Source organism: Catellatospora coxensis (assembly GCF_016862635.1).
GTDB classification, from domain to species: domain Bacteria; phylum Actinomycetota; class Actinomycetes; order Mycobacteriales; family Micromonosporaceae; genus Catellatospora; species Catellatospora coxensis.
This window is the reverse complement of the sequence record NZ_BONI01000042.1, coordinates 1-26,121: the sequence shown is the minus strand read 5'-3', so window position 1 is coordinate 26,121 and position 26,121 is coordinate 1. Positions and strand designations below refer to the sequence as shown.

Sequence of the window (26,121 nt, the reverse complement as noted above, 5' to 3'; positions counted from 1 at the left end):
ACCTGCTGCCCCGCTAACGCGGTGCGGCAGCTCTCGTCTCAGGTTCGATCGGTGCTGTCGAGCAGGCGGTCGAGGACTGCAGCGCTTGTCGAAAGGGCCGATGTGAGGGCAACGTACAGCGCCGACGGAATGGATCCCCGGCCAAGCTCGCTGGCTTCCAGCGCTGCTGCGAGGTCGCGGGCCTGGTCCGGTCGCAGCCGGGAAACGCAACCGTCGTGGGCCATCACGTCGCTGATCGTGATAACGTCGCGGTCGGCCATCGCGTGCTCGATCAGATCAAGTGCGACCGCTCGGCCGGCCTTGTGATCGACACCCCCGGCGGCGTCGATCATGCAGAGGCCGAGCCGGGTGTGGAATGGCACCGTCGCCGGTGTCCGCACGACCTCCTTGTACCGGCCGAACATCGTGTCGATATGTTCCCTGGCCGGAGTGCTTCCACCGGTGCAGAGCACGCGCAGGCACGCGGTGACCGCCGCCTGCCAGGACTCGCCGGGCTCGGTCGTGTCGATGAGCGTGACGGCGGCGGGAACATCGCCTCCGGTTGCTTGGGCGATGACGGCTGTCTGCCGCCCGTCGAGCATGAGGTCGCCGACGCCCCTGTGGAGCAGCACGTGCCGGTGTGCGTCCTGCCATCGTCCGAGGCTGGTCAGGGCTCGGGTACCGTCGGACAGGTGCACGCTCCACAGCCACTGTCGCAGCTGGCGGTGATCGGCATCAGAGGTGGTGAGTTCGCCGGGAACGTCGATGCCGTCGATGACCGTGCTGGTGCGGGAGGCGACGGCCCGATAGAGGTTGTCCAGCAGCCGGAATGCTTCTTCCCCGTTGCCGCCGCGGATGTGCAGGCGGGCGAGGTTGACCAGTGGTTCCAGGGCGTGCCGCGCCACCTGTGCGCCCCGCGGGAGGGCGCGCAGGTGGAGGGCGGCATGGTCGTGGCACCACTGGCGTGCCAGGTCGGGCAGCCCGCAATCGGATGCGATGAGGGCGGCCAGGTTGAACACCGACGATGCCCCAGCCAGGTCATTGTCCAGGTCGGCCGCCTCAGCGCGGGCACTCAGGTCGGCGACCCGTACGGGCAGCGGGCCGCTGGTCGGCCTTGGCCTGGCTACGAGAGGGAAGCGGCTTACGGCCGGACCAGTGGCGTCCATGGTCATTCCCAGATGACGACGATGGGGTGCTGCGGGCGGTGGAGGACGAAGCGGCCTGCTGCCGGTTCGGCGTCGGCGGCACCGTCGGGGATCTCGAACCGGACCGTCTTGGCGCGGTGCTGCTCGTCCCAGACGCGGACCTGCTCGGCGACGTCGCTTGCCAGTGCTTCACCGGCCGGTCCGTGGCCGATGGCGCCGACCTCGTAGCTCCGGCCGCCATCGGATTCGGGCGTGGCGGGACGGACGGTGAGGTAGGCGAGGTTCGTGCCGCGGATGGTCGCCATCGAGCCCCACGGGAACATCGGCGTGACCGCGCCGCGTTCGGTGGCAGACGGCCGCACGTTCATCCGCATGATGGCGTTGGGAAGGGTGCAGGCCAGCCACAGGTCCATCCACTCGTACGAGACCATCGGGGGGAATGTCACGCCCGTCCACACCTCACGACGCGGCACGCTCAGCACGCCGGCGAGCGCGGATGCGTCGACGTCCTGGTCTTTGTGGACCTGCAGCGTGACGTCCTCGGCGAGCGCGACGGTTCGGCGTGCGTCGTCGCCGATGCCGCGCAGGGGCATGAATACGGCCAGCTCGCTGCCGTGGCTGGTCCACCGGTCGGCGTTCCGTTCGAAGGCGATGCTGCGCGATGCCGCCCCGGCCAGCCGTAGCGGTACCACCATCCGCCCGTTCGCTGCGAGCTGGTCCAGCCAGGCGCTGGGGATCTCCCAGGCGCCGACGGTGGCGATGATCCGGTCGTAGGGCGCGCCTGCCTCGTGTCCGAGAGCGCCGTCGCCGAGTACGACCTCGACGTTGCCGGCTTCGGCTGCGGCCAGGTGCTCGCGGGCGGCGTCAACGAGATCGGTGTCGACGTCGATCGTGGTGACGTGCCCGCTGTCTCCGGCGAGGGTGCCCATGAGCGCGGCATTGTAGCCGGTGCCCGCGCCGATCTCCAGGATGCGGTGGCCGGGCCGGATGTCGAGCTGGTGCAGCATCATGGCGACGATGCCCGGCTCGGATGCCGCACTGATCTGCGCGCCGTCCTGGGCGGTTTTGGTGTACACGGAGTTGTCGCCGTAGGCCTGTTCCAGCGGGAAGCCCGGCACGAACAGGTGCCGGGGAACGTCCTGGAACGCCGCCTCGATCTCAGGGCTGCGGAGCGCTCCGCGCTGGCGTAGGCGCTCGACGAGCGAGTCGCGAAGCTCTCGCGGGCTCTTCGCGTAGGCGTGCGGATCGCTGATCGTGGTCATGGTCCGTCCTTCATGTCTCGTGGGTTCGGCCGGCTCGCCGTCGGCGAACACGGTGTTCAACGCCAGCGCGGCCAGGTTGGCCTGGTCGGGCAGTGGCAGCCCGGCCCGGTTGGCGTGGAAGATCAGATGGTGGGCGAGCACGGCGCGCAACCCGCGCTGGAGCCTGCCGTGCCGGGCGTGATGGGCAAGTGCCTGTCCGGCGGCCTCGAACGCATCGATCCACTCCTCACGACCGGCCAGGGCGCCGTCGGGCGCGCAGAGGGCGCGTACGTCAGTCGTCATGAGCTTGCGCATCGACCTGATGAGCCTCGCTCGCCCCGCTGCCTCCGGCGGCAGTGAGGTGTCGACGTCGGATCGTTCTTGGGCGAATCGGCCCCATACGTCGCCCTGCTCGTACCAGTCGAGCCCGGCGGCGCGCAGCAGAGCGCTGCAGAGCAGAACGGTGGTCTCCCGGCGGCCGAGCCCGCCGTCGCCTGGTTGGTGGAGCAGGTGTCGGCTGTCGTGGTGGAACAGGGTGTGCGCGATGTCCATGCCTTCTGGACCGCCGAAGGCCGTCGTCTCCGGCTCGTAGATGCCGTTTCTCCAGCCGATGATCAGGCCGTCGGTGGTAAGCGCGTTCAGCAGGTCGCCGATGATGCTGGTACCTGGATCGGCAGGTATGTAGCGCAGCTTGAACGGGTTCTTCCGCAGGAACCACCAGGTGTGCAGGTGCCCGTCGGATTCCGCGGATCTCAGGGTTGGCGCGAGGTGCTCGATCGCAACGGCCTCGGCGCTGGCGCGGTCGGTGAACTCGATGTTGTGCTGTCGCCAGGTCGTGTGCATCAGGCGTCTTCTCCTCGAGCGTTGGTGGCGGCGGTGATGAGCAGGCAGGTGTCCCAGCCGGAGCGGGGTGTCATCCCGGAGGCGGCGAGGCACGCGAGTGCGACGCCCGCAGCGCCGTCGAGCAGTCCTGGCCCGGCTCCGGAGTGCAGGAGCGAGGCGGCGCGAGCGTCGGGCGTGCTGTCAGAGGGCAGCACGGCGTCGAGCAGCTTGGCTACGAGGGTTCCCAGGCGGGCGGTGGAGGCGGGTGCCGCGTCGGCGGCGATCCGGGTCGCCACATGTGCGATCCCAGCGTATCCGTGACACAGCGCTGGATCGCTGATCGCGTCCCGCTGTCGGGGGTCGGTGAGCGCGTGGACGAGTGCGGTCTCAGCCTGGAGCGCTCGACCGGGGTCGCCGGTTGCGCGGGCAGCGAGCTGCAGCGCGCGGGCGACTCCGGCGGTGCCGTAGCACCACGAGGGCCGCTGCTGTTCGGGCAGGCGCGCTGGCCCGGTGCGGAGCTCGGACCTGGACGCCCAGTAGGGCCAGATCGTGTGACCAGTGGCGGTGTGGGCACGAATGCGGTCGTACCAGCCGACGATGCGGCCGATCGCATCGCGTTGGTTGTCGACGACGACGCCTTCCAGCGCGGCGAGTGACAGCAGGGCGAGCGGGCCGGCGACGCCGTGCGCGAGTCCGGCGTTGGCGTGCCCGCCAGGCATGCGCTGCTCGGCGCGGCCGGACGGTCCATCCGGCGTCCACCAGCCCGGGAGGAGCTCGCCATCGGCGGTGACAGGCTCGGTCAGCCGGACCAGGTACTCCAGCACCGTGCGGATCGTGCGGCCGTCCGGGTCGTGGCGAAGCAGGTGAGACCCGACGCCGGTCAGACCGCGGATGATGTCGAACTCAGCCAGCCGGGCGGGCCGACGGGCATCGATACGGGCATGGGCGATCTCGACCCGACGCCGGGCGTCAGCCGTGACCGTCTCGTTCAGGCGGGTGAGGACGCGTTCGTACGCGCCGGGACGTACGACGGCGGCGCAGGAAAGCGTGTGGGCGATTGCGGGGGCACCGTGGAACAGGTGGCTGTCGAAGCCGCTGGTGATCTCCCCGGAGGTGGCGCAGCGCAGCCAGTCGTGGGCGCGCTGCCAAGGACGCAGCCCGGATGCCGCTAACTCGATGTGCAGCAGTGCGACCGCGGGAGCGCCGAGTGACAGCGACTGCGCCCGCCACGGCTGAGCGGTGAGCATGTCGCCGAGCGCCGCTGGGGAGGCGAGCTGGTCGGCGATGGCCAGGGCGAGGCGGGCCGCGGGGTGGTTCATGATCGGCCGGCCGTGGTACGGGCGGTCCAGGCCGTGGTACGGGCGGTCCAGGCCAGGGCCGCGGACCGGGCGAGGTACAGGCAGATCGCTTCGTCGTCGAAATCGACGCCGACGGCCCGGATGAAGTGCGCGTGCGCGAGCGAGCCGAGCACGTCGTCGGGGTCGACTCCCTCCGTGTGCGGGCCGGGCAGGTGCCTGCGGTAGGCGGCGAGCGCCTGAGCGCGTGCCTGCCAGGCATCGACGATGGCGGTGCCGCCCGGCGCGGCCCGCAAAGCGGCCCAGTTGCCGCGCGGGTCGGCGATGCGGACGGCTTCGGCGAAGACCGCGCGGTCGACAGGTCCCGGAGCTGCGGCGGGGATGTGGTCGATCAGCCACTTCATGCCGGCCTCGGTGCTGCCGGTGAACCCGACCGCGATCGCTGCGGTGTGCGCGGCGACCAGTGCCTGCCGGTGCGGACGCTTGCGCTGGCGCAGCTGGGTCACCACCGTCGCCGAGTCGGCGCGGAACACCGTCTCGGCGGCGTCCATCGCGGCTTCGGATCCCCAGCGGCCGGTCTCAGGGTAGGAGGTGGCGTACTGCACCTCACGAAGCAGGCCCGCCCGGCGGAGCTGGTCGGCCCAGGCGCTGACGATCTGCGCCGTGGGGCCGAACGCGTCGACGTCCGGCAACGCGATGCGCAGACGCAGGTGCTGGTCGGGATCGCGGAACCGTAGGAACCACCACGGCGGCGCGGTCTCCCATCGGGCGAGCAGGCGCGGCAGGTGCTCGGCGAGCAGCTCGTCCTGGCGGTCGCGGTCGCCGTACAGCTTGGCCAGCAGAACCAGCGACGTGCCGGGTGTCTTGCCCTGGTCGCGGCCGATGAGGCGGGCCGGGGTGGGCTTGGGCAGGCGCGGCCATGCCGGGGCGACGGTGGCTTTGAGCGGCACGATCACCTCGTGCGGCCGGCCGTCGCACCAGCCAGTCGAGTCCTCGTCCGGGGCCTCGACCAGCACGGCGTGCGGGTGCCTGCCGAGATGCGTACGCAGCAGCACGCGGTGTGCGGTCTCGTCGAGGTCGAGGGGAAGCCGCTGGTCGCCTTCGGCCAGGTACACGCGGCGCGGCAACCTGCGGTGGTCGCTCCAGGCGGCGAAGGCGTCATCCCACGAAGACCAGGGTCGTTCGCGTGGCGGCAGGTCCGCGGCGTGCAGCCGCCAGGTCGCTGGCGCGAGGATGACGCGCCCGTGGCGCAGCCGAGGCAGGTACGGCAACTTCGCCGCGGCGCCCCAGTCGAAGGCGGTCACCTGGGCGTACTGGGCGCGGCTCAGCTCGATCAAGAACCTGGCCAGCGACGGGGTGTGCCGGGTCGGGTTGAGCGCGTGCATGCCGGTGGCCTCAATCCGCTGCCCAAGGGTCGGAGCCGCCAGGTACATGCGGCGGCCATCGCAGGCGACCGCGATGTCCTCGACGCTCAGCACGTCTGGGTCCGGGCCGCGGTGCTCGGCCAGGCTGATCACGGTCGGCAGGACGCGCGGCGCGCGTGCGACGTGCGCGTCTGCGGGGTCGAGCGGGGCGAAGGACAGCTGGGCGGGAATCGTGTCGGCGTCGGCGGTGGGCAGGTCGGCCAGTTCGGCGGACAGCCGCTGCCGCTCGTCGGGCGTCAGCACCTGGAGGAACCGGCCGCACAGCGTGCCGACGCCACGGGAGACGGACACGACCTCGACGCGGAAGTCTCCGCGGATCAGTGCCTGCTGATCGCGCGCGTGTATCCGCACGCACAGTTCCAGGTGCGGTGGCAGGCGAGGCTGGTCGGGACCGATGTCAAGCGCGTTGAGCAGCTCGGCGTCCAGGATGACCTCGCGGTGGCCGTCGAGCGCGGCGGCCTGGGCCAGTGACAGCAACAGCTCGTCGCGGCGGGCAGCCGGAGCGTGCCGCTCGGCGGCAGCGGCGGGGTAGCCGTCGGGCCAGCCGATGCCGGCATCGGTGACGACGACGTCGCGCAGCGGCACCATCGACCCGATGCCGTAACGCTCGTAGAAGCGCATGTGGTAGTCGCGCCACGATGCGCGCCCGAACGGGTGGCCACTCAGGCAGGTCAGGAGCAGCGCGGCGCGCTCAACCTCGCGTGCGACAGGCTCCGGCAGGACCACCGTCGCGTCCAGGCGCAGGTCGAGCACGAGTGGGTGCCGGCTAAACGGCTGCGTCATGCGCATGGTGGCGGCGAGGTCGTCGCGTACCCAGGCGACGTTGCTGCCGAGTTGGCTGTTGTGGCTGCTCATGAGCGCGTGGATGTCGTGCAGCGCAGCGACAAGGTCGGCGACCTGCTGTACAGCGCCAGCGTCGGCGGCATCAACCTGCGCGAGTAGGTGGGCCAGCGGGGCGGTGGTTGTGCTGGGCGCGTGCAAGGACGTGATTAGCGCTCGCCGCGAAACCAGCTCGGCCAGGAGAACGGTGATCTTCTTAGCGGGCGCCGAGGGCAGGACCTCTCGTACCTTCGCGGCGAGTTCGCTCATCCGGATCGGCGCGCGAGCCGCTTCGACGGCGACGCGTACCGGCGTGGTCAGGCGCAACACGGCATCCACCGAGGCCACCTGTCCGGCCCGTTGTGGCTGGTCGGGGATCACGAGGCGGTCACCGCGGACCGTCATCGTCGTGTTGGTGACGACAGGCAGCCGAGCGAGCAGTTCCGGGCAGCTTTCCAGCGTCTGGATCACGTCGTCGAGCCAGGTTGCGGCCGGGCTGGCCACCGTGTGGTGGCGCGTGCCCCACCGGAGTTGGGGCTCCCTGGCGAAGGTCGCGACCGCCACTCCGGCAGCCAACCCCAGCGGAGTTGCCCGTCCGGTCATCCGCTGCAGGTATCGCATCACGGACAGCACCGCACGGTATGCATCGCGCACCGGGGGCTTTCCCGCTGAGATGAGAACGACGATCTGCCGCGCGAGGACCGGACTGGCGTGCCGCAGCGTCTCAGCGACTTCCGGCAATGCCCACACGGCGCGCAACCATTCCACCCACGACGTCGCGCAGTCCGAGGCGGCTGGGTCGGTCACGTCCGGATACGCGGGCAGTTCCAGGCCGATGTGCGCGGCGGCGCGTACGAGCGCCGTGCCGCTGGCCCGGTACGTGGCCCGGTGTTCAGCAGAACGCATACGGGGCATCTCCTGGATCGGGTTGAGGCCGGTCGGCGCGGCCACGGGAGGACGTGTGGCGGCGCCGACCGGGCCGAGGGGTACGCCGTCAGGCGGCGTTGGTGGTGCAGGCGCCGCAGGTGCTGCCGCAGCCGTCGTCGGTCGTGGCGATCAGCCCGGCGTAGTTGTCGCTCTTCTCCACCAGGCGCACGTCCAGGTCGAACTCATCGGCCTGGTCCGTGCGCGCCTGGAGCGTCGGAGTCGCGTTGGACACCTTGTTCTCCCTCTCGTGACGTCCCCGAACCGCGGTGGCTCGGGGATGGTGCTGATGGCCTGAGCCATCGCGTCCGCCCGGATGGGCGGAGCCTTGCCGTGCCGGCGCGCTTCACTGCCGCGTTGCGGCCGCGTGCCAGTCGCCGGTGGTCATCCGGTGGAGCAGGTAAGCGAGCTCGTGCGCACCCGCCGTCTGGTCGCGGATGACGCCGTGCTCGTCGGAGACCTGGACCACCGGCATGATCGGCGGAAGGTCCGGCACCGGCTGACGACTGCGCCGACCGACGACCACACCGACCTTGGCCACGCCGCGAGCCGGATGCGGCTCGCTCAGCACGCTGCGCGCTGGAAACGCGGCGAGCAGACTGTGGTGTGCGCAGCCCCGCTCGGCGGGTTTACCGAGAACGTTGTCGGCCCCGGCGATCGGGGGCTCCATGTGCTTCATGCGTATCTCATCTCCCTGGCGGTGGTCTGCACGGTGCGCGGGCAGTTGTCGGCTGGCAGCCGGACTGCGGCGCATCACGCCTGGGTCTGGCCTTGGCGGGTCATCTGTGAGAGCCGACCGCACCGGATGGTTCCGGCCGTCGTGTCGGCGTCCCGGATCCCATTGAGCAGCACGGGAAGATCGGAATCGATAGGTGCCATGCTGACAGCGGCGTTGTCAGCATGGCCGCACGTCGCCGTGCCTGATCAGGGTCGAGAAGTGGCGGTCTTCGCCTACAACGCGATCCACGGGGACATCGTGTCCCCGGCGAGAAGTGCATCGAGCCGTTGCCGGAGAGCGGCGGCGTGTCTGGGCGAGTCTGAGGCGCGGCGCATGGGGCCGGTCAGCTGCACGAGGTCGCGCATGGCCATCAACGTGGGGAAGCCATCCCAGTCGGCGAGGTCGTATCCGTAGACGGCACGGAACTCGTCCACCCAGTTCGCGCCTTTGCCGTAGCGCGCGGCTGCGTGCCAGGTGGGGATGAGGTCGACCTCCCGCGGACCCGTGCTGGCCCAGTCCCAGTCGCCCAGGATGACCGGTGCGGGACCGACTTCGGCGTGCAGTAGGTTGCCTGCCCACGCGTCGCCGTGGATCAGGCCGACACCGAGCGGCCAGTCGATGCCGCGCAGCTGTTCGCGTATCGCCGCGACCCGTTCGAGCAGCCATCCATGCTCGTGTTCGGGCAGGCACCTCGACAGGTTCGGGTCGTGCAACGTGTCGTGCAACGACACCAGCGGTTCCCAGGTCGGCAGCGCCATCGGCGGAGACTCGAGCCGGTGCAACTCGCGCAGGAGCGCGGCCAGGTGGGCAGACGTCAGCGGAGCCGGCTGTTCCGGCTGCCGGTAGAAAAGCCAGAAGCTGACCACGGTGTCGTCGGCGACGTCGATGATGTCGACGCCTGGTAGCGGCCGGGTCGCCGGGAAACGGCAGTCATCCACGAGCCACCTGGCCAGGTCGTGTGTGAGCCGCACCCGGTCATGTGAGCCCGCGCCGCTGGTGACGCGGGCCACCGCGTCCTCGGCGGGAAGGTAGAAGATGGCGTTCGAGTAGTGGTGCAGCAGCCGAGCGCCGCTCGCGTCCAGACCCGCGTCACGGCAGGCCGACAGCATCGCCGCCTCGGGGTCCAACGGCGGCACGGCGTGGGCGGGCAGGCTCACGCGGTTGCCGCGCCGTGGCGCAGGGCCTGCTCCAGCCGCTGGACCGAGGGCCGCGCGGCGTACGGCGCGAGCCGGATGCGTATGTCGTTGACGGCCGTCAGTGCGCGAACGCTGGTCAGGCTGCCGACAGTGGGCAGGACGTCATCGAGGACCCGGCACGCCTGGTCGACGTCGGCCTCACCGCGCCCGCCCGGCACCGACAGGTACGAGCCGGCGAGCGTGGCCGTGGCAAGAACGTGGCGGCGCTGCATGCTGCCGACCGCGCCGAGGGCCGTGGCCGCGTGCCGGCGGACGTGCTCGCCGCGTCCCAGATCCGCTGCAGCGTACATCGACTCGGCCGCGAGCTGCTGGGCTGTGAAGAACCTGATCCACACCGGCTCGTCGTCCGGAGCCGCATGATCGAGCGCCCGCTCGGCACGGTTCAGCGCCTCGTCGCTGCCTCTGGCATCGCCTTGCGACGCTAGAGCGCGCGAGTGCATGGCATGGCACCGGGCCAGCGTCGATGCCGACCCGGACCGCCGGGCGGTGGTGACACCGGCCTCGCTCAACGCCACAGCCTGGTGCGGCTGGCGCAGATGGTGGGCCTGCATCGCCATGTCGACGAGGATGTGCGCACCGAGGGCCACATCGCCGCTGATCTTCGCCATCCTCAGCGACTGGATGAGATAGCGCTGCCCCAGCCCTTGGTGACCCGAGTCGAAGCACATGAAGCCGGCGATGTCGCACAGCCGCGCCGCCGCAGCGAACAACCTCCTGCCCACGGACTCCGTGAAGGCGCCCTCCAGCAGCGGGGCCATCACCTGGTCGGCGAAGTGGATGAGGGTGCCGCGCGCATAGCCTCCGCCGAGCTGACGGTCGGCGTCGGCGAAGGAACCGCACATCGTCCATAGCGCATCGACGTCGGTCTGGCCGACACGGCGTCCACCGGCGCTCTGCACGTCAACGTCAACCGGATCGAGCAGCCACCGCCCGACCGGCTCGGCGAGCGCGAAGGCGAGCCAGGCGGAGCCGATCACGCTGCGCCGTCTCATGTCCGCCCTCCACAGCCCGGTTACCGAGGCAACCGTAGCCGCTGGAGTGGCGCACCAGCCAAGGCCTTCCTCTGGGACACCTGGATCGTCGGCATCTGCGCTGGCGATGTCCGTAGGTGCCGCTGGGCGAGGTTCGGCGGTCGGCAGCAGGCGCGCGAGCGCGCCACCGGTGCCCAGAACCGTGTCGAGCCGCGCTACGAGATCGGGCGTGGCACGCCGTTCGGCCTTCTCGATTCGCCCGATGAGGTGGCCGCTGCAGAAGACCTGGCCGCCGAGCTGGGCTTGGGAGAGGCCGCGCATTCGGCGCCAGTGGCGAAGCTCCGCGCCGAAGTAGTGCGAGGGCGAGGTGTACGGCGTCAGTTCCCGCTCCGCCTGCGCCATGATCGCCTCCGGTCCGCGTGGCCGTCCCTGGTCGGCACAGCTCATCCTCACTGCACTGATCGATCTACCAGCGTGTCCGGAACCGATCAAGTGGACCCCGCCCGGCCAGCGTAGGCGGGTACCGGCTCACCGGTCAGCGTACGACACGGCATGTAGACAACCACGCTGTCTACATCGACCAGCTCGACTGTATGCCGCCCGATCACGCTGAATGGAGCCATGACCTCGCCGACGTTCGCGAACAGGCAGCGGCGGTGGGCGTCGGGCTGGGCAGACGATCGCACCCGTCTCGCCCAGCCCATCCATCGCCGCCCCAACAACCTCGACTTATCGGCGACATCGAAGTCGGTTGACTGCCTTTGTTCGCACTGAGTAATTTGGACTCGACTCGGTGTGATCTCCGTGGGGCGGGGGGCGGAACGTGCGGATCATGTCGTTCAAGCCCGGCCACGACGGCACCATCGCCCTGCTGGCGGACGGCGTTCTCGCATATTCCCTGGAGGCGGAGAAGGACTCGTTCGACCGCTATGCCGACGTGACGCCAAGCCTGCTACTCGAAGCCGCGGCCAGCACGGACCAACTGCCCGACGTGGTGTGCGTCAGCGGCTGGGCCAAAGGCTTCCACTCCGCCGACCGCCGCCTCGGCGCCGGCTACTTCGGCTGGGACGGCTCACACACCCAGGTCGAGCGAAGCCGCTTCTTCGGCCACGACGTGCAGGTCTTCTCCTCGACGCACGAGCGCTCGCACCTGCTGTCGGCATACGGCATGTCGCCCTACCCCCAGGGTGAGCCCTGCTACGCCCTCATCTGGGAGGGCAACATCGGATCCTTCTACGAGATCTCGCCGGACCTGGCGATCACACGCGTCGCGGAGGTCATGGAGGACCCGGGTAACAAGTACCAGTACATCTTCGCGCTGGCCGATCCGAGCGCGCCGTCGGTCAATGGCGGGTTCCGGTTCTCCAACGCAGGCAAGCTCATGGCGCTGGCAGGCTATGCCGACGGTTCGGGGCTCGATGACGCCGGCCGCGAGGTGATCGAGTGGGTGCTGTCGCGCCGCTCGATACTGCTCACCAGCCCCAAGGAAGAGCTGGCGGACTCGCCGTTCCACGACATCGGCGTGGAGTCGCAGGCGTTGAAGAACCTCGCGGCACACCACTCCGCCGCGATCTTCGACCGCTTCTTCGCGGTGGCGACCCGCACGCTGACCAAGGGGTATCCGCTGCTGATCGCCGGCGGCTGCGGCCTGAACTGCGACTGGAACACCCGCTGGCGCGAATGCGGCCTGTTCGACGACGTGTTCGTGCCACCCTGCCCCAACGACACCGGCTCGGCGATCGGCACCGCCGTGGACGCCCAACGGCACTTCACCGGTTCCGCGAAGATCACCTGGAGCGTGTACGCCGGACAGGACTTCGACGAAGACGCCGTCGTATCGGACATGTTCACGGAACTGCCCCTGGACGCCGACACCCTCGCCGGGCTGCTTGCCGACGACCGGATCATTGCGGTCGGGCAGGGCCTCGCCGAGATTGGGCCGCGGGCCCTGGGCAACCGCTCGCTGCTGGCGGCACCGTTTCGGCAGGAGACCAGAGACCGGCTCAACAAGATTAAGTTCCGCGAGGGGTACCGCCCGGTGGCTCCGGTGTGCCGGGAGGAGGACGTGAGCCGGTACTTCGACTGGACCGGCCCGAGCCCATACATGCTCTACTTCCAGCAGGTGACCGACTCGCGGCTGGGCGCGGTGACGCACGCCGACGGCACCGCCAGGGTGCAGACCGTTCGCCGCGGCGACAACCCGCTGCTCTACGACACCCTCGGCGCCTTCGCGCGGCGCACCGGAGTCGGCGTGCTCTGCAACACGTCGCTGAACTTCCCCGGCAAGGGGTTCGTCAACCGGACCAGCGACCTGGTCGAGCTCGCCGTCGACCGCGGCCTGGACGGCTTCGTCGCCGGCGAGCGCCTGTTCGTCCGGGCCGGCAGGTGACGCGATGAGCCCGGACATGCCGGACCTGGGCGAACTGCTGCGCAGGCTGCGCCTGGAGGCCCGCCTGTCACAGCGGGACCTGGCGCTGCGCGTCGGGTTCCACGAATCAGGCGTCAGCAACATCGAACGCGGCGAGCGGGCTCCGAGCGCCCAGTACCTCACCAGCGTGATCGCCGCTCTCCGGCTCGACTCGGCGAACGCCGAACTCATCTGGCGCCTGTACCGCGCGCCTGGCATGGGTGCCGGAGGAACCGGAACGGGCGACGGAACACCATGCCCGTACCGGGGCCTGTTCGCCTTCCGGGAGGAGGACGCGGCGCTGTTCTTCGGCCGTGGCACCGCCGTGCGCCGGATCCTGAGGCGGCTGGAGGCGGGCCCGCTGGTGGCGGTCGTCGGTGCGTCCGGCAGCGGGAAGTCCTCGGTTGTGCTCGCCGGAGTCCTGCCTCGGCTCCGTGCGGCAGGTCACTGGGATGTCGCGGTGACGCGGCCTGGCACCGACCCCCAGCTGGCACTGGTGGAGGCGATCAGCCCGGGTGCGTCGAGCGTGATGGAGGCGGTCGGGCGGCGCCTGTTTGGCAGCGGGCAGCGGCTGCTGGTGGTCGTCGACCAGTTCGAGGAGGTGTTCACGCACAGCGCCGACGACAGCGCGCCGGTGCGGTTCCTCGACGATCTCGTCGCCATCGTGCAGGCAGGCGACGTGAAGCTCGTGCTGACGTTTCGCGGCGACTTCTACGGGCGGCTCGTCGCCCACCGCGCCTTCTCCGACGTCCTGCAGGACCACGTCGTTCACCTGCCGCCGATGAACCGGATCGAGCTTCTGCAGGCGGTCACCGAACCGGCCCGAGCGGCAGGGCTCACCCTGGAGCAGGGCCTGACCGAGCAGATCCTCGACGACGCCGGCCTGGAGCCGGGCAACCTTCCGCTGGTGGAGTTCGCCCTGACACGGCTGTGGGAGCGCCGCGCCGGGTCCACGCTCACTATCGCCGCGTACGAGCAGATCGGGCGGCTGGCCGGGTCGATCACCGCGCGGGCCGAAGAGGTCTACACGTCGCTGTCGCCCGAGCAGCAGTACGCCGCCCGGCAGCTGTTCGTGCGGCTCGTGCAGGTATCGCGGCCCGAGGAGGACGGCAACGACGCACGCCGCCGAACTCCGCTGGCAGAGGTGACGGCGCTACCCGGCGTCGACACCGTGGTCCGGGCGCTGGCCGACGCCAGGCTTGTCGTCACCGACGCCGACGCCGGATCAGGACCGACGGTGGAACTCGCGCACGAGGCGATCATCCGGTCATGGCAGCGGCTGCGCGGCTGGCTCGTGGAAGACAGGCAGTTCCTGCTCTGGCAGCAACGCACCCGGCAGTGGGCATCCGAATGGCGGCGAGCCCCGGACCAGGACGCCGCCGTGCTGCGCGGCGGCATCCTCGACGAAGCGCACCGATGGCTCACCCTCAAAGGCCGCGAATCGATCGCACCCGACCTGCTCGGCTACCTCGACACGAGCATCGCCCAGGCCCGCGCCGAAGAGCAGCGCCAAGCCCTCGCACGCGTCGAACAGCTGGTCACCGTGTTGCCCAGGGACGTGCCGCAGCTCGCGGCGACCTTCGCCGACGCTGATCCGCAGCTGCGCGCACAACTGCGCGGCCGTCTCGACACCGCCGCGATCCGCCAGCGCTGGCGGCTACGGCTCGCGCTGCTAACCGCCGACCGCGAGCAGGCCAAGCTCCTACTCGGCGATCTCAACCAGCTCTGGCCGGACGAACTCATCGCCGTACGGGACGCCGTCGGCCCGCACCGGGACCTGATGACTGAACACCTCTGGCAAGCCGCCCACCCTGCGTCGGCCCCGCTGCTGGCGAACTCCGTACTGCTCGCCGCCGGCGACCCCGACGACACCCGCTGGCACGACATCGCCGCGACCGTCGCCGCCGAACTCGTCCGCCAGAACCAGCTGCACCTGCGCACCTACGTCGACGCGCTGCGGCCCGTCCGGCTCCACCTGCTGGAGCCGCTGTTCACGCTCTTTGCCGACGAGTCCGAGCTACGCGCCGCCAACCGGGAGACCCGAGCGGTGGTGCTGCTCGATCTAGCGGCCGACCAGCCCGAACTACTGGCGCGGATGGCCGCCGACGCCATGCCGCAGAACTACGAGGCGATCTTCGAGGCGCTCGCGACGGCCGTCACCGACGACGCGGTACGAGTACTCAAGGTCATCGCCCACACCGAGCCCGACAACGAAGCAGCAGAGGTCGACCGGGTACGGCTTGGCCGCCGCCGTGCGGCGGCCCTGAGCACCCTGCTGCGCCTGGGCGTGCGACCCGACTTCGACGAGGTCCTGACGACCAGCGGCGACACTGAGCTGCTCACCCAGTTCACGTTCAGCGCCGCCACCCGCCTCGTGCCGCCCGAACTCCTGCTCGACCACGCGAGCGGTGCGGTCGACCAGGCGTCCCGTTACGGCCTGTTGCTGGCACTGGGCGAGTACGCCTCACATCCCGACGCCGACCGTCTCACCAGCCGCATCGACGCGCTTTCGCAGCAGCACCTCGCGACCGACGACCCTGGAGTACGAGCCGCCGCGACCTGGCTGCGTCGCCGCTGGGCACTGCCCACACAGGAGCTCCCTGCCGCGTACGACCCCACGGGCCGGCGCCGCTGGTTCACCGTGACCACGCCCCGAGGCCCGCTCAGGTTCGTGGTGTTCCGGCCCGGACGGTTCCTCATGGGCTCGCCCGGCATCGAAGCCGAACGCAGCGACTACGAATCGCCACGCCAGGACACCACCATCACACGCTCGTTTGCCATGTGCGACCGCGAGGTCACCCGCGCCGAGTTCGAGGACTTCATGGCAGCCACCGGCATACGCGGCCTGCCGAACATCGACGAGTGGAGCCCACTCGGACACGAGCCCGTCGTCGCCCCGACCTGGCACGAAGCACTGCTCTACGCCGACTGGCTCGGCTCACGGCTCACCGGGCGCGAGCAGACCTACGACGCCGTCGGGGATGCGCTCAACCAGCCGCGGGTCCAGCAAGGCCTCCAGGAGACGGACATGCGCGCGATGTTGAACGCGCCACTACGCCTGCCAACCGAGGCGGAGTGGGAGTACGCCTGCCGCGCGGGCACCACCACCGCCTACAGCTTCGGCAGCGACCGGACCCTGCTCGACCGGCACGGCTGGTTCGCCGACAACTCCGGCCTCAAGACACACGAGGCGGGGATCCTCCGCCCGAACCCCGCCGGGCTGTTCAACATCCACGGCCAGTGCTGGGAGTGGTGCCTCGACTGGTACGGCCCCTACACCGACCAGCCGGTCGTCGACCCGGTCGGGCCGGCCACCGGCGACCGCAAGGTACTGCGCGGAGGCTGCTGGAACCTCGGCGCCCGATACGCCCGATCAGCCTGCCGCAACGCGCACATCCCACCCAACCGGAACTACTACATCACCTTCCGGCTCGCCCTCACGGTGCCCGAGGTCGACCCGACCTGGCAGCCCGGCGACCTGCAGCCGCTGCCCTGGACCGGCCGATGAAGCCCCGCCGCACCGGCCTGCTACCCGCCACGGCGTTCGGCGCGGCCATCATGCTGCTCGGCGTCGGCGTCATCATCGGAGGGCACCTCCACGAGCACGGCTGGAACCCCGCCGCCCTACTCGACGACCTGTACGCCAACCTCGGGTCGGAACTGGTCGGGATGGCGATCATCATCCTGCTCGTCGACCGCTTCGCCGCCCGCCGGGAGAACCAGCGCCTGCGTCGCCAGCTCGTGCGTGAGATGGCCAGTACCGACCGCGGGCTCACCAACCGGGCCGTGCTCGAACTCGAGGTCCAGGGGTGGCTGCACGACGGCACGCTCGCCGACGCCCAGCTCAGCGGAGCGGACCTCGCCGGGGCACGGCTCGAACGCGCCGTAATGCCAGGCGCCGCCTGCGCCGGAGCGGACCTGACCGGCACCAACCTCTCCGGCGCCAGACTGACCGGCGCCAACCTGACCGACGCCACACTGGACAGGGCCAACCTTGAGATGGCCGACCTGTCGAAGGCCAACCTCCAGCAGGCCCGGCTGACCAACGCCGACGCGGCCCTGGCCGACCTCAGCGCGGCAAGCCTGATCGGAGCCGACCTCACCCGCACCGACCTGACCGGTGCGAACCTCGACCGAGCCGACCTGAGAGGCGCGGACCTCACGGACTGCCGCCTCGCGCGAGCCCGCCTGTCGGCCATACGCTGGGATGCGTCGACCAGATGGCCGTCAGGCTTCACCCCGCCCACGTCCGACGACGCGCAAGAGGAGACCTGACCATGCAGTTCCTGCTGATCGCCCACGACGGCAAGGACGACGGCGCGCTGGCACGGCGACTGGCCGCCAGAGATGCCCACATCGCGCTCGGCGACCAGCTCGTCGCCAGCGGCAACATGCTCTACGGCGGTGCCATGCTCGACGAGGCCGGACAGATGACCGGCTCCGTCCTCGTCCTCGACTTCCCGAGCCGCGAGGACGTCGGTGCTTGGTTGAAGATCGAGCCGTACGTTCTAGGTGACGTGTGGCGCGAGATCGACATTCAGCCGTTCCGGGTCGGACCGTCGTTCGTCGGGCTACACCGCTGAGCCGTCGAGAACGGCGCTGATCAGATAACGGCCGCGGGTAGCCGTCACCCCCGGCTCGATCACCGCGTGCGCCCAGCGGCCGTAGTCGGCCTCCGGCGAACCGTATGCCGACACGCGAGCACGCCAGCCCTGCGCGTCCAGCAGGCCCTCTGGATCGTCACAGCCGGACTTCCACGGGTGCCCGCTGGCAGCCATCTTCTCCCGCCATACCTGCATCCCGGTGCCGTCCAGAGACGTCTGGGTGACGTAGTCGGCGAGGAGGCGGCTGGCGGTCGCGGACAGGGTCGTGATCTCCTTGAGGAGGGTGTCGCGTTCATGAGCAGACAGGAAGTAGAACAGGCCTTCGACCAGCCAAAGCGTCGGCTCCGAATGACGGAATCCGGCCGCGGCCAACGGCGTTGTCCAGTCGCCGAGTAGGTCGACGCCTAACGGCCGGATGGTGCAGGCGGGCGTCGCGGCTGCGTCGGCGAGCAGTGACGCCTTCAGCTCCAGCAGCGCCGGCCGGTCCAGCTCGAACAGCACCGTCGACTCCGGCCACGCCAGCCGATACCCACGAGTGTCCATGCCGGCCGCTACCAGGACGAACTGCCGCACCCCGCTGCGCGCGGCGTCGATCATCGCATCGTCGAAGAACCGGGTCCGCACGGCCAGCGCGGGGTCCTCGACGCCGCGCTGCACCTCACCTTCGAAGCCACGCATGATCTTCGGGCCGTCCTCGGTGGCCAGCAGGTTAGCCAGCGGCTCGTCGAAGAGCCGGTCCGAGCGGGCATGTTCGCGCGCTCGCATCGACGCCGTCCACAGCGCTGTGCGGGCAAGCGGGTCCAAGCCGTCATCCATACATCGAATGTAGCCTGACGGCCGAGCGATCACCCCGTGTGCGCGGGGAGCCCTGGAGGCGTCTCGCACATCACCGGACCAGGCCCTGACGCACCAGCCTTGAGCGGCTTGGTGTTCACGGATGCCGGGTTTGTCGCACGGCTGCCAGCAGCTCCCTCACCCGACCGACGCAAGATGGCACAGGCGGCACATCAAGGACCTTGACCAGTAGGTCCTCGGCGTGCCCAGCATCGCCTTGGATCGCCAACAGAGCGGCGAGTTCGCAAACCGCAACAACATGCTCGGCTGATGTTGACCCGCCTGCGGTGACGAAGTCGTCGATGAGCGACTCGTACACGTCCCTAGCTTGGCGCAGCTCACCCAGGACAGCGTGGCCACGTGCCATGGACAGGCGCAGGGACGACAGCGCCGGGTGGGTCGGAGCGACCCTGCCCGCGAGGGCCTTGACCGCAACCGCACAGGCGTCAACCGCGCGCCTGGCATCGCCTGCGTCGACAAGCACGGCTGCGAGGTCGCGCCGCAGGTCGGTCACGATGCGGTCGGCGGGGTCGGCTGCAGCGATAGCATCGTCAAGGAGGCGGACGGCCAGGTTGAACCTTCCGTCGGCCGCGTACACCTCCGCACGGGCACGAGCTTGGCGCGGTGTCAACACCTCATACGAGGCGTGGACTGGGGCGCATCGCTCGCCGAGTGGGGCCGGCAGGAGCCGCAATGTCTCGTCGTACATCCGCAGGGCATCCGGTCGGCCCGAAGTGACGAACCCTGGAAGCGAGGCAAGTCGACCCAGCAACGGCTTCAGCCTGCCGAAGACCTCGGTCGCGTTCACGGGCCGCTGTTCAGGTGACACCTGCACCAACTGCTCGCTCAATGCGACAAGTGCGTCGGGCGCGGAAGGATCATCTCGGAGCATGTCCTGGATTACGCGGCCGAGTGAGAAGAGGTCGCTTTGTGGCGTCGCGAGACCCAGGAACCGCTCCGGGGCCTGGTAACGGGCGTCGCCTGCCGTCGCGCCGGGCGGCGTCAACCGCGACGACGGGTTCATGTCCGCCAGGATCGCCACGCCGAAGTCGATGACCTTCACCGTTCCGTCGACGCAGAGCATGACATTGTCCGGCTTGAGGTCACGATGGATGAGCGCCACGGCATGCGTGCAGGCCAACACAGCACTGATCTGCGCGGCGATGAACGCCGCCCAGCCGTCAGGCAGCGGCTGCACCTCGTTGAGCAGGTCGCGCAAAGTGGCGCCTTGGACGAGCTCCATCACCACGTAGTGGCGGTTCTGGTCGACGCCGATATCGAAGATCTCGGGCACCCCGGGGTGTGCCGCCTTCGCAGTAAGCCGGGCCTCCCGCCGGAAACGCCGCACCAGTTCGGTTTCCAGGTCGCCGCCGAGCAGGTCGCGATGGATCACCTTGACGGCGACCTCCCGGTCAAGGCGTGTGTCGTAGGCCCGGAAGACCTCGCCCATGCTGCCCCGGAACGGATCGTCGATCAGCTCGTAGCGGTCGGCGATAAGCGCGGGCGAGGTCACGATGGGCTCCGTTCCGTGGTTGGACCAGAGCCCATTGTGCCGGGTCACGCTGCCTGTTGCCGTACCAGCCGGTGGGTCAGGAACGGGCTGGGAGTGCCGTGCCAGAACACGGCGAGCTCGTCGCGGGCCCGGGTCGCGGCGACAAACAGCAGCGACCGGTCGCGCTGGCGCTCACGCTGGTATCGCTTCGGCTCCACGTCGCGGTATTGATTAATCATCTGTCGCGGCACGAGTCCGTCGCCGACACCAGCGATGATCATGCGTTGATACTCGAGGCCCTTGAAACGATGCATCGTGCCGACGTGCACGCCTTCGCCGCCATTGGGACCGTCAGGCCCGATCTCGATCACCTGCACACCGTCGTCCTGCAGCTTCGCCGTCACCTCGGCAACGAGGTCACGGGTGGGCACGCAGATCGCGACCGAACCGTCCACCGGGTTGCCCCAGACCCGCAGCTGTGCCGCGATCATCGCCATCTCCTGCGCCCACGTGCCTGCTCCCTGGAACACGGGGCGCCCGCCACGCAGCAGCGATCGATAACCGGCCAGGCCGTCTTCGCCCCCGTCAAGATCGTCGTACACCTCGCCGGTCATCATCTCCAGAGCCACAGCGAGGATCTCGCGCGTGGTGCGGTAGCTCAGCGTGAGTCGTGCCGAGCGGCCGCGGATGTCGATGCCCAGGTTGGACAGCGTCACGTGGTTGTCGTAGATGCGCTGGTGGGTGTCGCCGACCAGGAACATATCGTCCGAGCCGACGGCCACCATTGCTCGCAGCATCTTCCAATGCGCAGCGCTGAGGTCCTGCGCCTCGTCGACGACGACGTGGCGGTAGCGGTGTCGCACCGTCGGATCGGCGCCGGCCTCGATCCGCTTGGCCCGCTCCATCTCCAGCCTGGCCGCCTCCGCTGCTATCTGCCGCCACGTCCACACGCGTTGCTTGTCCAGCCAGGCGGTGAACCGCTCGGTCAGCCTCCAGATCTCGTCGCGCTCCTCCCGGACGATCGGACGGCCGCGCGCCGGACGTCGCGCCGTGAAGTAGTCGTTCCGCGAGTTGAGGACCTGACCGAGGATGACGTGGACCCACTCGGCGTTGAGGAATTCGGCTTCCCACTTCTTCTCGCCGATCTCAGCCAGGAATGTGCGCCAGTGGTCGACCGCCTGATTGTCATCAACGACCTGGTTACCGTAGCCTGCCTTGTATTCGGTGACGACCTGGTTGGCCAGCTTGTCGATGTTGACGATGTCGACCCGCGCCAGCAGTTCCTGCCCACCGAGCGCGATGAGCCTGGTCCGCAGGTCGGCGGCGAGGTTGCGACTGAACGTGGTCAGCAGGATCGGCTTGTCCGTGCCCGGCTTGAGCATCGCGGCCAGGTGCGCCACCCGGTGCAATGCGACAATGGTCTTGCCGGTGCCTGGTCCGCCGCCGACCTGGGTGGCGCCGGTGGTGGGCCGCTCCACCAGCCTCCGCTGGGTCGGGTGCAGGAAGATCTGCCAGCGGTCGAACGACTCGCCGAGCATCGCCTGCAGCGCCTCGTCGGCGGAGGTGACTTGTGTCGCCGGTCGGGTAAGCGCGGCGAGAAGGTCGTCGGGATCGACCTGGTCCTCGGCGCGGACAGGGTCAGTCACCTGCGCACGCACCTGGTCGTAGCTCTTGCCGTCGTAAAGCGCCAGCAGCACGTCGGTCGTCAGCTGGGGCGCCAACTCCAGCAGAGCCAGCAGCTCCTCGTCGTTGGTCACGCTTCTGACGTGTGCGAGCAGCGGCTCGGCGACGCCGAGTTCCAGCAGCTGCGCATCGGTAATCGTCGCGAACAGCGGCTCCGCCTCGGGCGGCAGGAGCCGCCCGATGATGCTGTCGCCGACGGGCTCCAGGTCGATGACCTCAATACCGCCGGTGATCCGGTTGACCTTGTAGCTGTAGCGGTCGAGATCGTCGTAGACCGCCTGCCGCGACTTGACATCGATCAGCAGATATTCGTGATCGGCGATGTGTAGCATGATGGCCCGGATGTCGGCGCTGACCCGTGCCGACCATAGCTTCAGATCGCCCTTGAGCTGTTTCAGGTGCAGGCCCGGGTTGTTCGGGTTCTGGCGGAACTTGTGCTGGAACTCGTAGACCGCGCCCTTATCGGTGCGCGACAGCTTCATGATCTCTTTCTCGGCACTGACCAGCGTACGCAGCGTGGCACCCGCGCTCATCGGTCCTCCCCAAGCCGCGATCAGCGCGGCGGTCTCGTATGTCGTCCCATTCCTCGGCGGTACGCGCCCATCAGCTGGCTGCCATGTACGCCATGCCCGGTCGGCGACCTGAACAGTCGCGCTACGGGTTCGGGCGCTGGGCGTACTGCCTGCGCAGCTGCGCCACCAGCGCGGTTAGGTCCGCCCGAGGAGCCGGGTCCGGCTTCGGCTCGGACTTCGCGGCCTCTTGTTTCGTCGGCGGCGGGTCGCTGATCAGCTCGGTCGGCCCCAGTGACCAGCCCACATCGATGATCGGATCCTCGAGATCCGTGGGCGGGTTCGGTACCGCCGCCTGCGGCGCATAGGTCGTTGTCGCAAGCTCGTGGCGGACCACCTCGAAGTCCACGCCGCCGGCAGTGGCGATGTCGGTCAGCTCGGTGCACACCTCCTGCGCCGTGGGCCTCGCCTGTGCGTCGAAGGCGAGCATCGCGCCGACGACACTCTGCAGTTCCTCGGACAGCCCGGTCAGGTCGGGGTGGTCGTTCGGATCGGTGATCCGCTTGGCGAGCACCACGGCGTGCGACGGCGGGTAGGGGTTGTGCCGCGTCGCGGCGTAGAGCAGGGTCGCGCCGAGGGCGTAGACATCCACGGCGGCAGTCAGGTTCTTCTCACCGCATGCCTGCTCCGGCGGCATGTACGCGGCGGTGCCGACGGCGAAGCCGGTCTGCGTCAGGTGTGAGTCGCTCTCCTGCAGCACCGCCAGCCCGAGATCGATGATGCAGGGGCCGTCGGGGCCGAGCATGATGTTGGCCGGTTTCAGGTCGCGGTGCAGCAGCCCTGCGCCGTGGATGGTCAGCAGACCCTCGGCGAGCATCGCGCCGAGCGCGGCGACGACCCGCGCCCGCAGCACGCCTCTGTCCTCGACATGCTGACGCAGCGTACGGCCCGGCACGTATTGGACGGCAAGCCACGGCTGCCGCTGGTTGATCTCAGAACCTCGGTACTGAGCCACCCGGATGCCGTGCGCCAGTTTGAGGCTGTCAACCTCGGCCGCGAACCGCTTCCGCACGTCGGGGTCGCTGACCAGGTGTGGCAGGATGACCTTGACGGCGACCCGCTCGGCAGTCCTCGACCTGCCCAGGTATACCCGGCCCATACCTCCGTTGCCAAGCCGTGCCAGCAGCTCGTAGTCACCGTTTCGGCCGACCCGGCGCGGGTCGTCCGACGTCAGTTCCTCCACCTGCGCCCTTCCCCGTTGAGCGACGAAACACTCATAATTCGCCCCTGAGCGTCCCGGCCACCAGACCCTCGGCGACCATTTGCGTGACCTCTTCGCCGGTCGCGGCCGCCAGACGGAGGAGGTCTGCGAACTCGCGCAACCTGCGAAACCTCTCGCCGTACTCGACCTGCCGCTCCAAGGGCAGCCTCGGCATGTGCGCCTTACGGACGTCGACGCGGGGTATGGAGCCCATGGACGTGATCCGTCGGAGGTTCGCGTCCGAGGCCATGAATCCCGCGAAGCACCAGGGGTCCACGTAGCCGAGCTTCATTCTGAGCAGGAAACACTGCGGGCCCAGAACACGTCCGTCATCTGCGGAACCGGCCACGTCGATGCGTGGCCGGGAACCGATCGCGGGCACCAGCACGTCATTCGTCCGTACGCGAATTTCGGGGTCGGTGAAGATCGTCACCAAGCCGTTCTTGACGAGTTCGCTGACGGTTATCTCGGCGGCGGGTGGCTCGCCGTCGCCGGCGACCGCTTGCGGCACCACCGCCGGGAGTCTCCCGAGCAGATCAACCAGCTCATCGCGACGCTGCAGGATCAGATCCGCCGAGAGTGACGCCTGACCGCCGGGAATGTGTCTGGCGGGCGTCAGGTCGACGTCCTCGTTGCTCAGCTTGACGGCCTCCACGATGACCGCCCGGCCGATCATGGCCTCGGGCAGCTGACGGGCCGCCTCGTGTGCCCGAACCGCAGCCTTGATCGTCGTCGCCGCTTCATCCCACTCGCCGGTGGTCTCGACCAGCAGCACGTCGCGCGCTCGATCATCCCGATCCGGACGGCGTAGCATCCACAGATGAAGACGTGTGTTAAACGGCGCGGTGGCGCCAGCGGGCAAGGTGATGACCGCGCGCAACGCGCCTCGCCTCAGCAGCTCGCGGCGCACACGACGTCCTGCCGGACGTTCGGCGACACCGGGTGGCAGCAGGAGCGCGGCCCGGCCGCCCGGACGTAGTCGGGCGAGCGCGTGTTGCACCCAGGCGAGTTCACCCTCGTTGCGGGGTGGAAGCGAATACTCCCATCGGAGGTCTCCGGCGAGTTCGTCGTAGCCCCAGTTTCCGCCGCCGGGCGGATCGCTGATCACCACGTCGGCGGCCGCGTCTGGGAACGCATCCTCCTGCAGCGTGCCCGGACGCACATCGACGCGGACGTCTGAGCAGTGGAAAAGACGGGCTCCGGCGATCGTGACGTTGTCCGGGTCGCCGTCCTGCCCTGTCAGTCGGGCAGCGCCAAGGGTCGCGGCGGCGGCGAGCAGGGAACCGGTGCGGCAGGCAGGGTCGAGCACCGACTTGCCCGCCGGTTCGACGACTTCGGCAATCAGTTCGGCAACCTGGGCGGAAGTGGCCACAGACCCACGCCGGCCGCGTATGTCGACGAATCGGTCCACAAGCGCGGCTAGAGCGTCCTCGGTGCCGATCTCGGCGGCGACGGCCAAGGCCGCCTTGAGATGTTCGCCGCCTGCTTTCGGTCGCCGCGGACTCATGACCGCCCGAGCCAGCACGGGGATATCGCGTTCGGGATCAGCGGATCCATGTTGCAAGGCAGTCCAGAGCCGCTCTGCGCCGGACTGTTCAGGCATCCGATCATGGGAGGTCAACCATTTCTCGACCTCAACGAGCCGGAACGTCGGGCTGGCCGTGGTACCGCCTACGGGCTGCGGGAAGTCGGCATACCGCTTGCGCCAGTTGCTCACCGCGGCCCGACCCACGCCCGCGAGCCGTGCAATGTCGCCGGCGGTGACCTCTGCCGTGCTCTCCATCAGGCCCTCCTAGGTCGAGGCTCAGGCTAACAGCTGCTCATGATTGTTGACAAACACTGCGCATCTAGATGCTGTTGACATACTTCACAGCCTGCTCTAGCGTAGCCACTCGTCACCGAGCGGAAGCAGGGCAACGATGAAACAGCCGTCTCTGTGATCGCCCCACGTGACCATCACGATCGGCCAGGAGTTCACCTCGGCCCGTTGCGGTCAATGGACCAACCGACTCCGAACGTCCCCTTCGCACAAATTTCGAGAGGACCCGTTTCCATGCATCGCAAGCACTTCGCCGTTGCATTCGCCGCCGCCCTCACCACCCTGACGATGCTGGCCTGCGGCGCGGGCGCCGGCGACACCTCCTCCGCGGTCTCCGGCAGCGAGGGCACGAACGTCGAGGCCGCGCCGGAGCCGACCACGGCGATCGGCAAGGTCGGCCAGACCATCACCCTCACCAGCGAGTTGCTGGGCGACAAGACGGTAGTCGAGGTCGCCGTCACCGGCCCTAAGCAGCACACCAAGGAGCCGGGCTCGTTCGGCAGCAAGCCCGAGAAGGGCATCTTTCTGGCGCTGGACGTGACAGTTGTCTGCAAGCAGGGCACCTACCATGCGAATCCGTTCAACTTTAAGTTCGTGGCCGTCGACGGCACCGTCTTCGAGCAGGCGTTCACCATTGGGTTCAAGCCCGAGCTGCACGCGGTCGACCTCGCCACGGGCCAGAAGACCGCCGGGAAGATCGTCTTCGACGTGCCGAAGGCCGCCATCAGCGGCGGTCGCGTTCAGATCGACGGGATCGGTCTCGACTCGAACAAGCCCGCCGCCTACTGGGCCCTCTGACGCTTCCGACCGGCCGGCGCCATGCCGGCCGGTCGCACCCTGACATCCGAGGATCGCCATGCCCGTCGTCTGCCCTGAGTGCGGCAAAGTCGCATACCGCTCGGCGTCTGCGGCTACGTCCGTCGCCCGCCGAAGGAGCCGCGCCCATGGAGTCTCACTGCGCGCCTATCCATGCCCTTA

The 26,121-nt window shown here is 69.2% G+C and carries 18 protein-coding genes; 5 read left to right on the top strand and 13 right to left on the bottom strand.

The annotated features are described in order from the left end of the window. Positions 1 to 38: 38 nt before the first annotated feature. The 8 genes from Cco03nite_RS23660 to Cco03nite_RS23625 form a co-directional block, all read right to left on the bottom strand. Positions 39 to 1,151, bottom strand: a complete 1,113-nt coding sequence (locus Cco03nite_RS23660; protein ID WP_203694379.1) for a hypothetical protein — start codon at positions 1,149 to 1,151, stop codon at positions 39 to 41. Next, complete coding sequence (gene fxlM / locus Cco03nite_RS23655) at positions 1,148 to 3,208, bottom strand: methyltransferase, FxLD system (protein ID WP_203694378.1); 2,061 nt, start codon at positions 3,206 to 3,208, stop codon at positions 1,148 to 1,150. Before fxlM ends, Cco03nite_RS23660 begins: the two co-directional genes overlap by 4 nt. Continuing rightward, entirely contained in the window at positions 3,208 to 4,506 is a 1,299-nt protein-coding gene (locus Cco03nite_RS23650) for a lanthionine synthetase C family protein (protein WP_203694377.1), read from the bottom strand. Before Cco03nite_RS23650 ends, fxlM begins: the two co-directional genes overlap by 1 nt. Next, entirely contained in the window at positions 4,503 to 7,631 is a 3,129-nt protein-coding gene (locus Cco03nite_RS23645; RefSeq protein ID WP_203694376.1) for a lantibiotic dehydratase, read from the bottom strand. The genes Cco03nite_RS23650 and Cco03nite_RS23645 overlap by 4 nt, the downstream gene beginning before the upstream one ends. An 88-nt stretch (positions 7,632 to 7,719) precedes the next feature. Continuing rightward, on the bottom strand, positions 7,720 to 7,884 hold the full coding sequence (locus Cco03nite_RS23640; protein WP_203694375.1) for an FxLD family lanthipeptide: 165 nt from the start codon (positions 7,882 to 7,884) through the stop codon (positions 7,720 to 7,722). A 111-nt stretch (positions 7,885 to 7,995) separates the two neighbouring features. Then, positions 7,996 to 8,319, bottom strand: coding sequence for a hypothetical protein (locus tag Cco03nite_RS23635; protein WP_203694374.1), 324 nt, complete (start codon positions 8,317 to 8,319; stop codon positions 7,996 to 7,998). A gap of 281 nt (positions 8,320 to 8,600) precedes the next feature. Further along, on the bottom strand, positions 8,601 to 9,524 hold the full coding sequence (locus tag Cco03nite_RS23630; protein WP_203694373.1) for an aminoglycoside phosphotransferase/kinase family protein: 924 nt from the start codon (positions 9,522 to 9,524) through the stop codon (positions 8,601 to 8,603). Continuing rightward, entirely contained in the window at positions 9,521 to 10,936 is a 1,416-nt protein-coding gene (locus tag Cco03nite_RS23625; protein ID WP_203694372.1) for a helix-turn-helix domain-containing protein, read from the bottom strand. The genes Cco03nite_RS23630 and Cco03nite_RS23625 overlap by 4 nt, the downstream gene beginning before the upstream one ends. A 430-nt stretch (positions 10,937 to 11,366) precedes the next feature. Between Cco03nite_RS23625 and Cco03nite_RS23620 the strand changes: the two genes are divergently transcribed. From Cco03nite_RS23620 to Cco03nite_RS23605, 4 genes are read left to right on the top strand one after another with little or no spacing between them, the layout of a single operon-like run. Beyond that, positions 11,367 to 12,923 carry a carbamoyltransferase C-terminal domain-containing protein gene (locus Cco03nite_RS23620; protein ID WP_203694371.1) on the top strand — a complete coding sequence of 519 codons (1,557 nt, stop codon included), beginning with the start codon at positions 11,367 to 11,369 and terminating at the stop codon, positions 12,921 to 12,923. Positions 12,924 to 12,927: 4 nt separating this feature from the next. Next, positions 12,928 to 16,449, top strand: a complete 3,522-nt coding sequence (locus tag Cco03nite_RS23615; RefSeq protein WP_203694370.1) for an nSTAND1 domain-containing NTPase — start codon at positions 12,928 to 12,930, stop codon at positions 16,447 to 16,449. Further along, the gene (locus Cco03nite_RS42495) at positions 16,446 to 17,216 is read left to right on the top strand and encodes a pentapeptide repeat-containing protein (RefSeq protein ID WP_239167602.1); all 771 of its coding nucleotides are present in this window, start codon (positions 16,446 to 16,448) and stop codon (positions 17,214 to 17,216) included. Before Cco03nite_RS23615 ends, Cco03nite_RS42495 begins: the two co-directional genes overlap by 4 nt. A 2-nt stretch (positions 17,217 to 17,218) precedes the next feature. Next, positions 17,219 to 17,524, top strand: a complete 306-nt coding sequence (locus Cco03nite_RS23605) for a YciI family protein (protein WP_203694369.1) — start codon at positions 17,219 to 17,221, stop codon at positions 17,522 to 17,524. Here Cco03nite_RS23605 and Cco03nite_RS23600 read toward each other — a convergent pair. From Cco03nite_RS23600 to Cco03nite_RS23580, 5 genes are all read right to left on the bottom strand, one after another. Beyond that, positions 17,513 to 18,361: an SAM-dependent methyltransferase gene (locus Cco03nite_RS23600; RefSeq protein ID WP_203694368.1), complete on the bottom strand. Its 849-nt coding sequence runs from the start codon at positions 18,359 to 18,361 to the stop codon at positions 17,513 to 17,515. The genes Cco03nite_RS23605 and Cco03nite_RS23600 overlap by 12 nt on opposite strands. Positions 18,362 to 18,476: 115 nt before the next feature. After that, positions 18,477 to 19,892 (bottom strand): serine/threonine-protein kinase, encoded by a 1,416-nt coding sequence (locus Cco03nite_RS23595; RefSeq protein WP_203694367.1) that lies wholly within the window; start codon positions 19,890 to 19,892, stop codon positions 18,477 to 18,479. A gap of 44 nt (positions 19,893 to 19,936) precedes the next feature. Further along, positions 19,937 to 22,087, bottom strand: a complete 2,151-nt coding sequence (locus Cco03nite_RS23590) for a UvrD-helicase domain-containing protein (protein ID WP_203694366.1) — start codon at positions 22,085 to 22,087, stop codon at positions 19,937 to 19,939. A 121-nt stretch (positions 22,088 to 22,208) separates the two neighbouring features. Continuing rightward, the gene (locus Cco03nite_RS23585) at positions 22,209 to 23,306 is read right to left on the bottom strand and encodes a serine/threonine-protein kinase (protein WP_239167601.1); all 1,098 of its coding nucleotides are present in this window, start codon (positions 23,304 to 23,306) and stop codon (positions 22,209 to 22,211) included. Positions 23,307 to 23,337: 31 nt separating this feature from the next. Then, positions 23,338 to 25,107, bottom strand: coding sequence for an HsdM family class I SAM-dependent methyltransferase (locus Cco03nite_RS23580; RefSeq protein WP_203694365.1), 1,770 nt, complete (start codon positions 25,105 to 25,107; stop codon positions 23,338 to 23,340). 213 nt (positions 25,108 to 25,320) lie between these two features. Here Cco03nite_RS23580 and Cco03nite_RS23575 point away from each other — a divergent pair, with 213 nt between their 5' ends. Beyond that, entirely contained in the window at positions 25,321 to 25,941 is a 621-nt protein-coding gene (locus Cco03nite_RS23575; RefSeq protein ID WP_203694364.1) for a DUF4352 domain-containing protein, read from the top strand. The last annotated feature ends 180 nt before the right edge of the window (positions 25,942 to 26,121 follow it).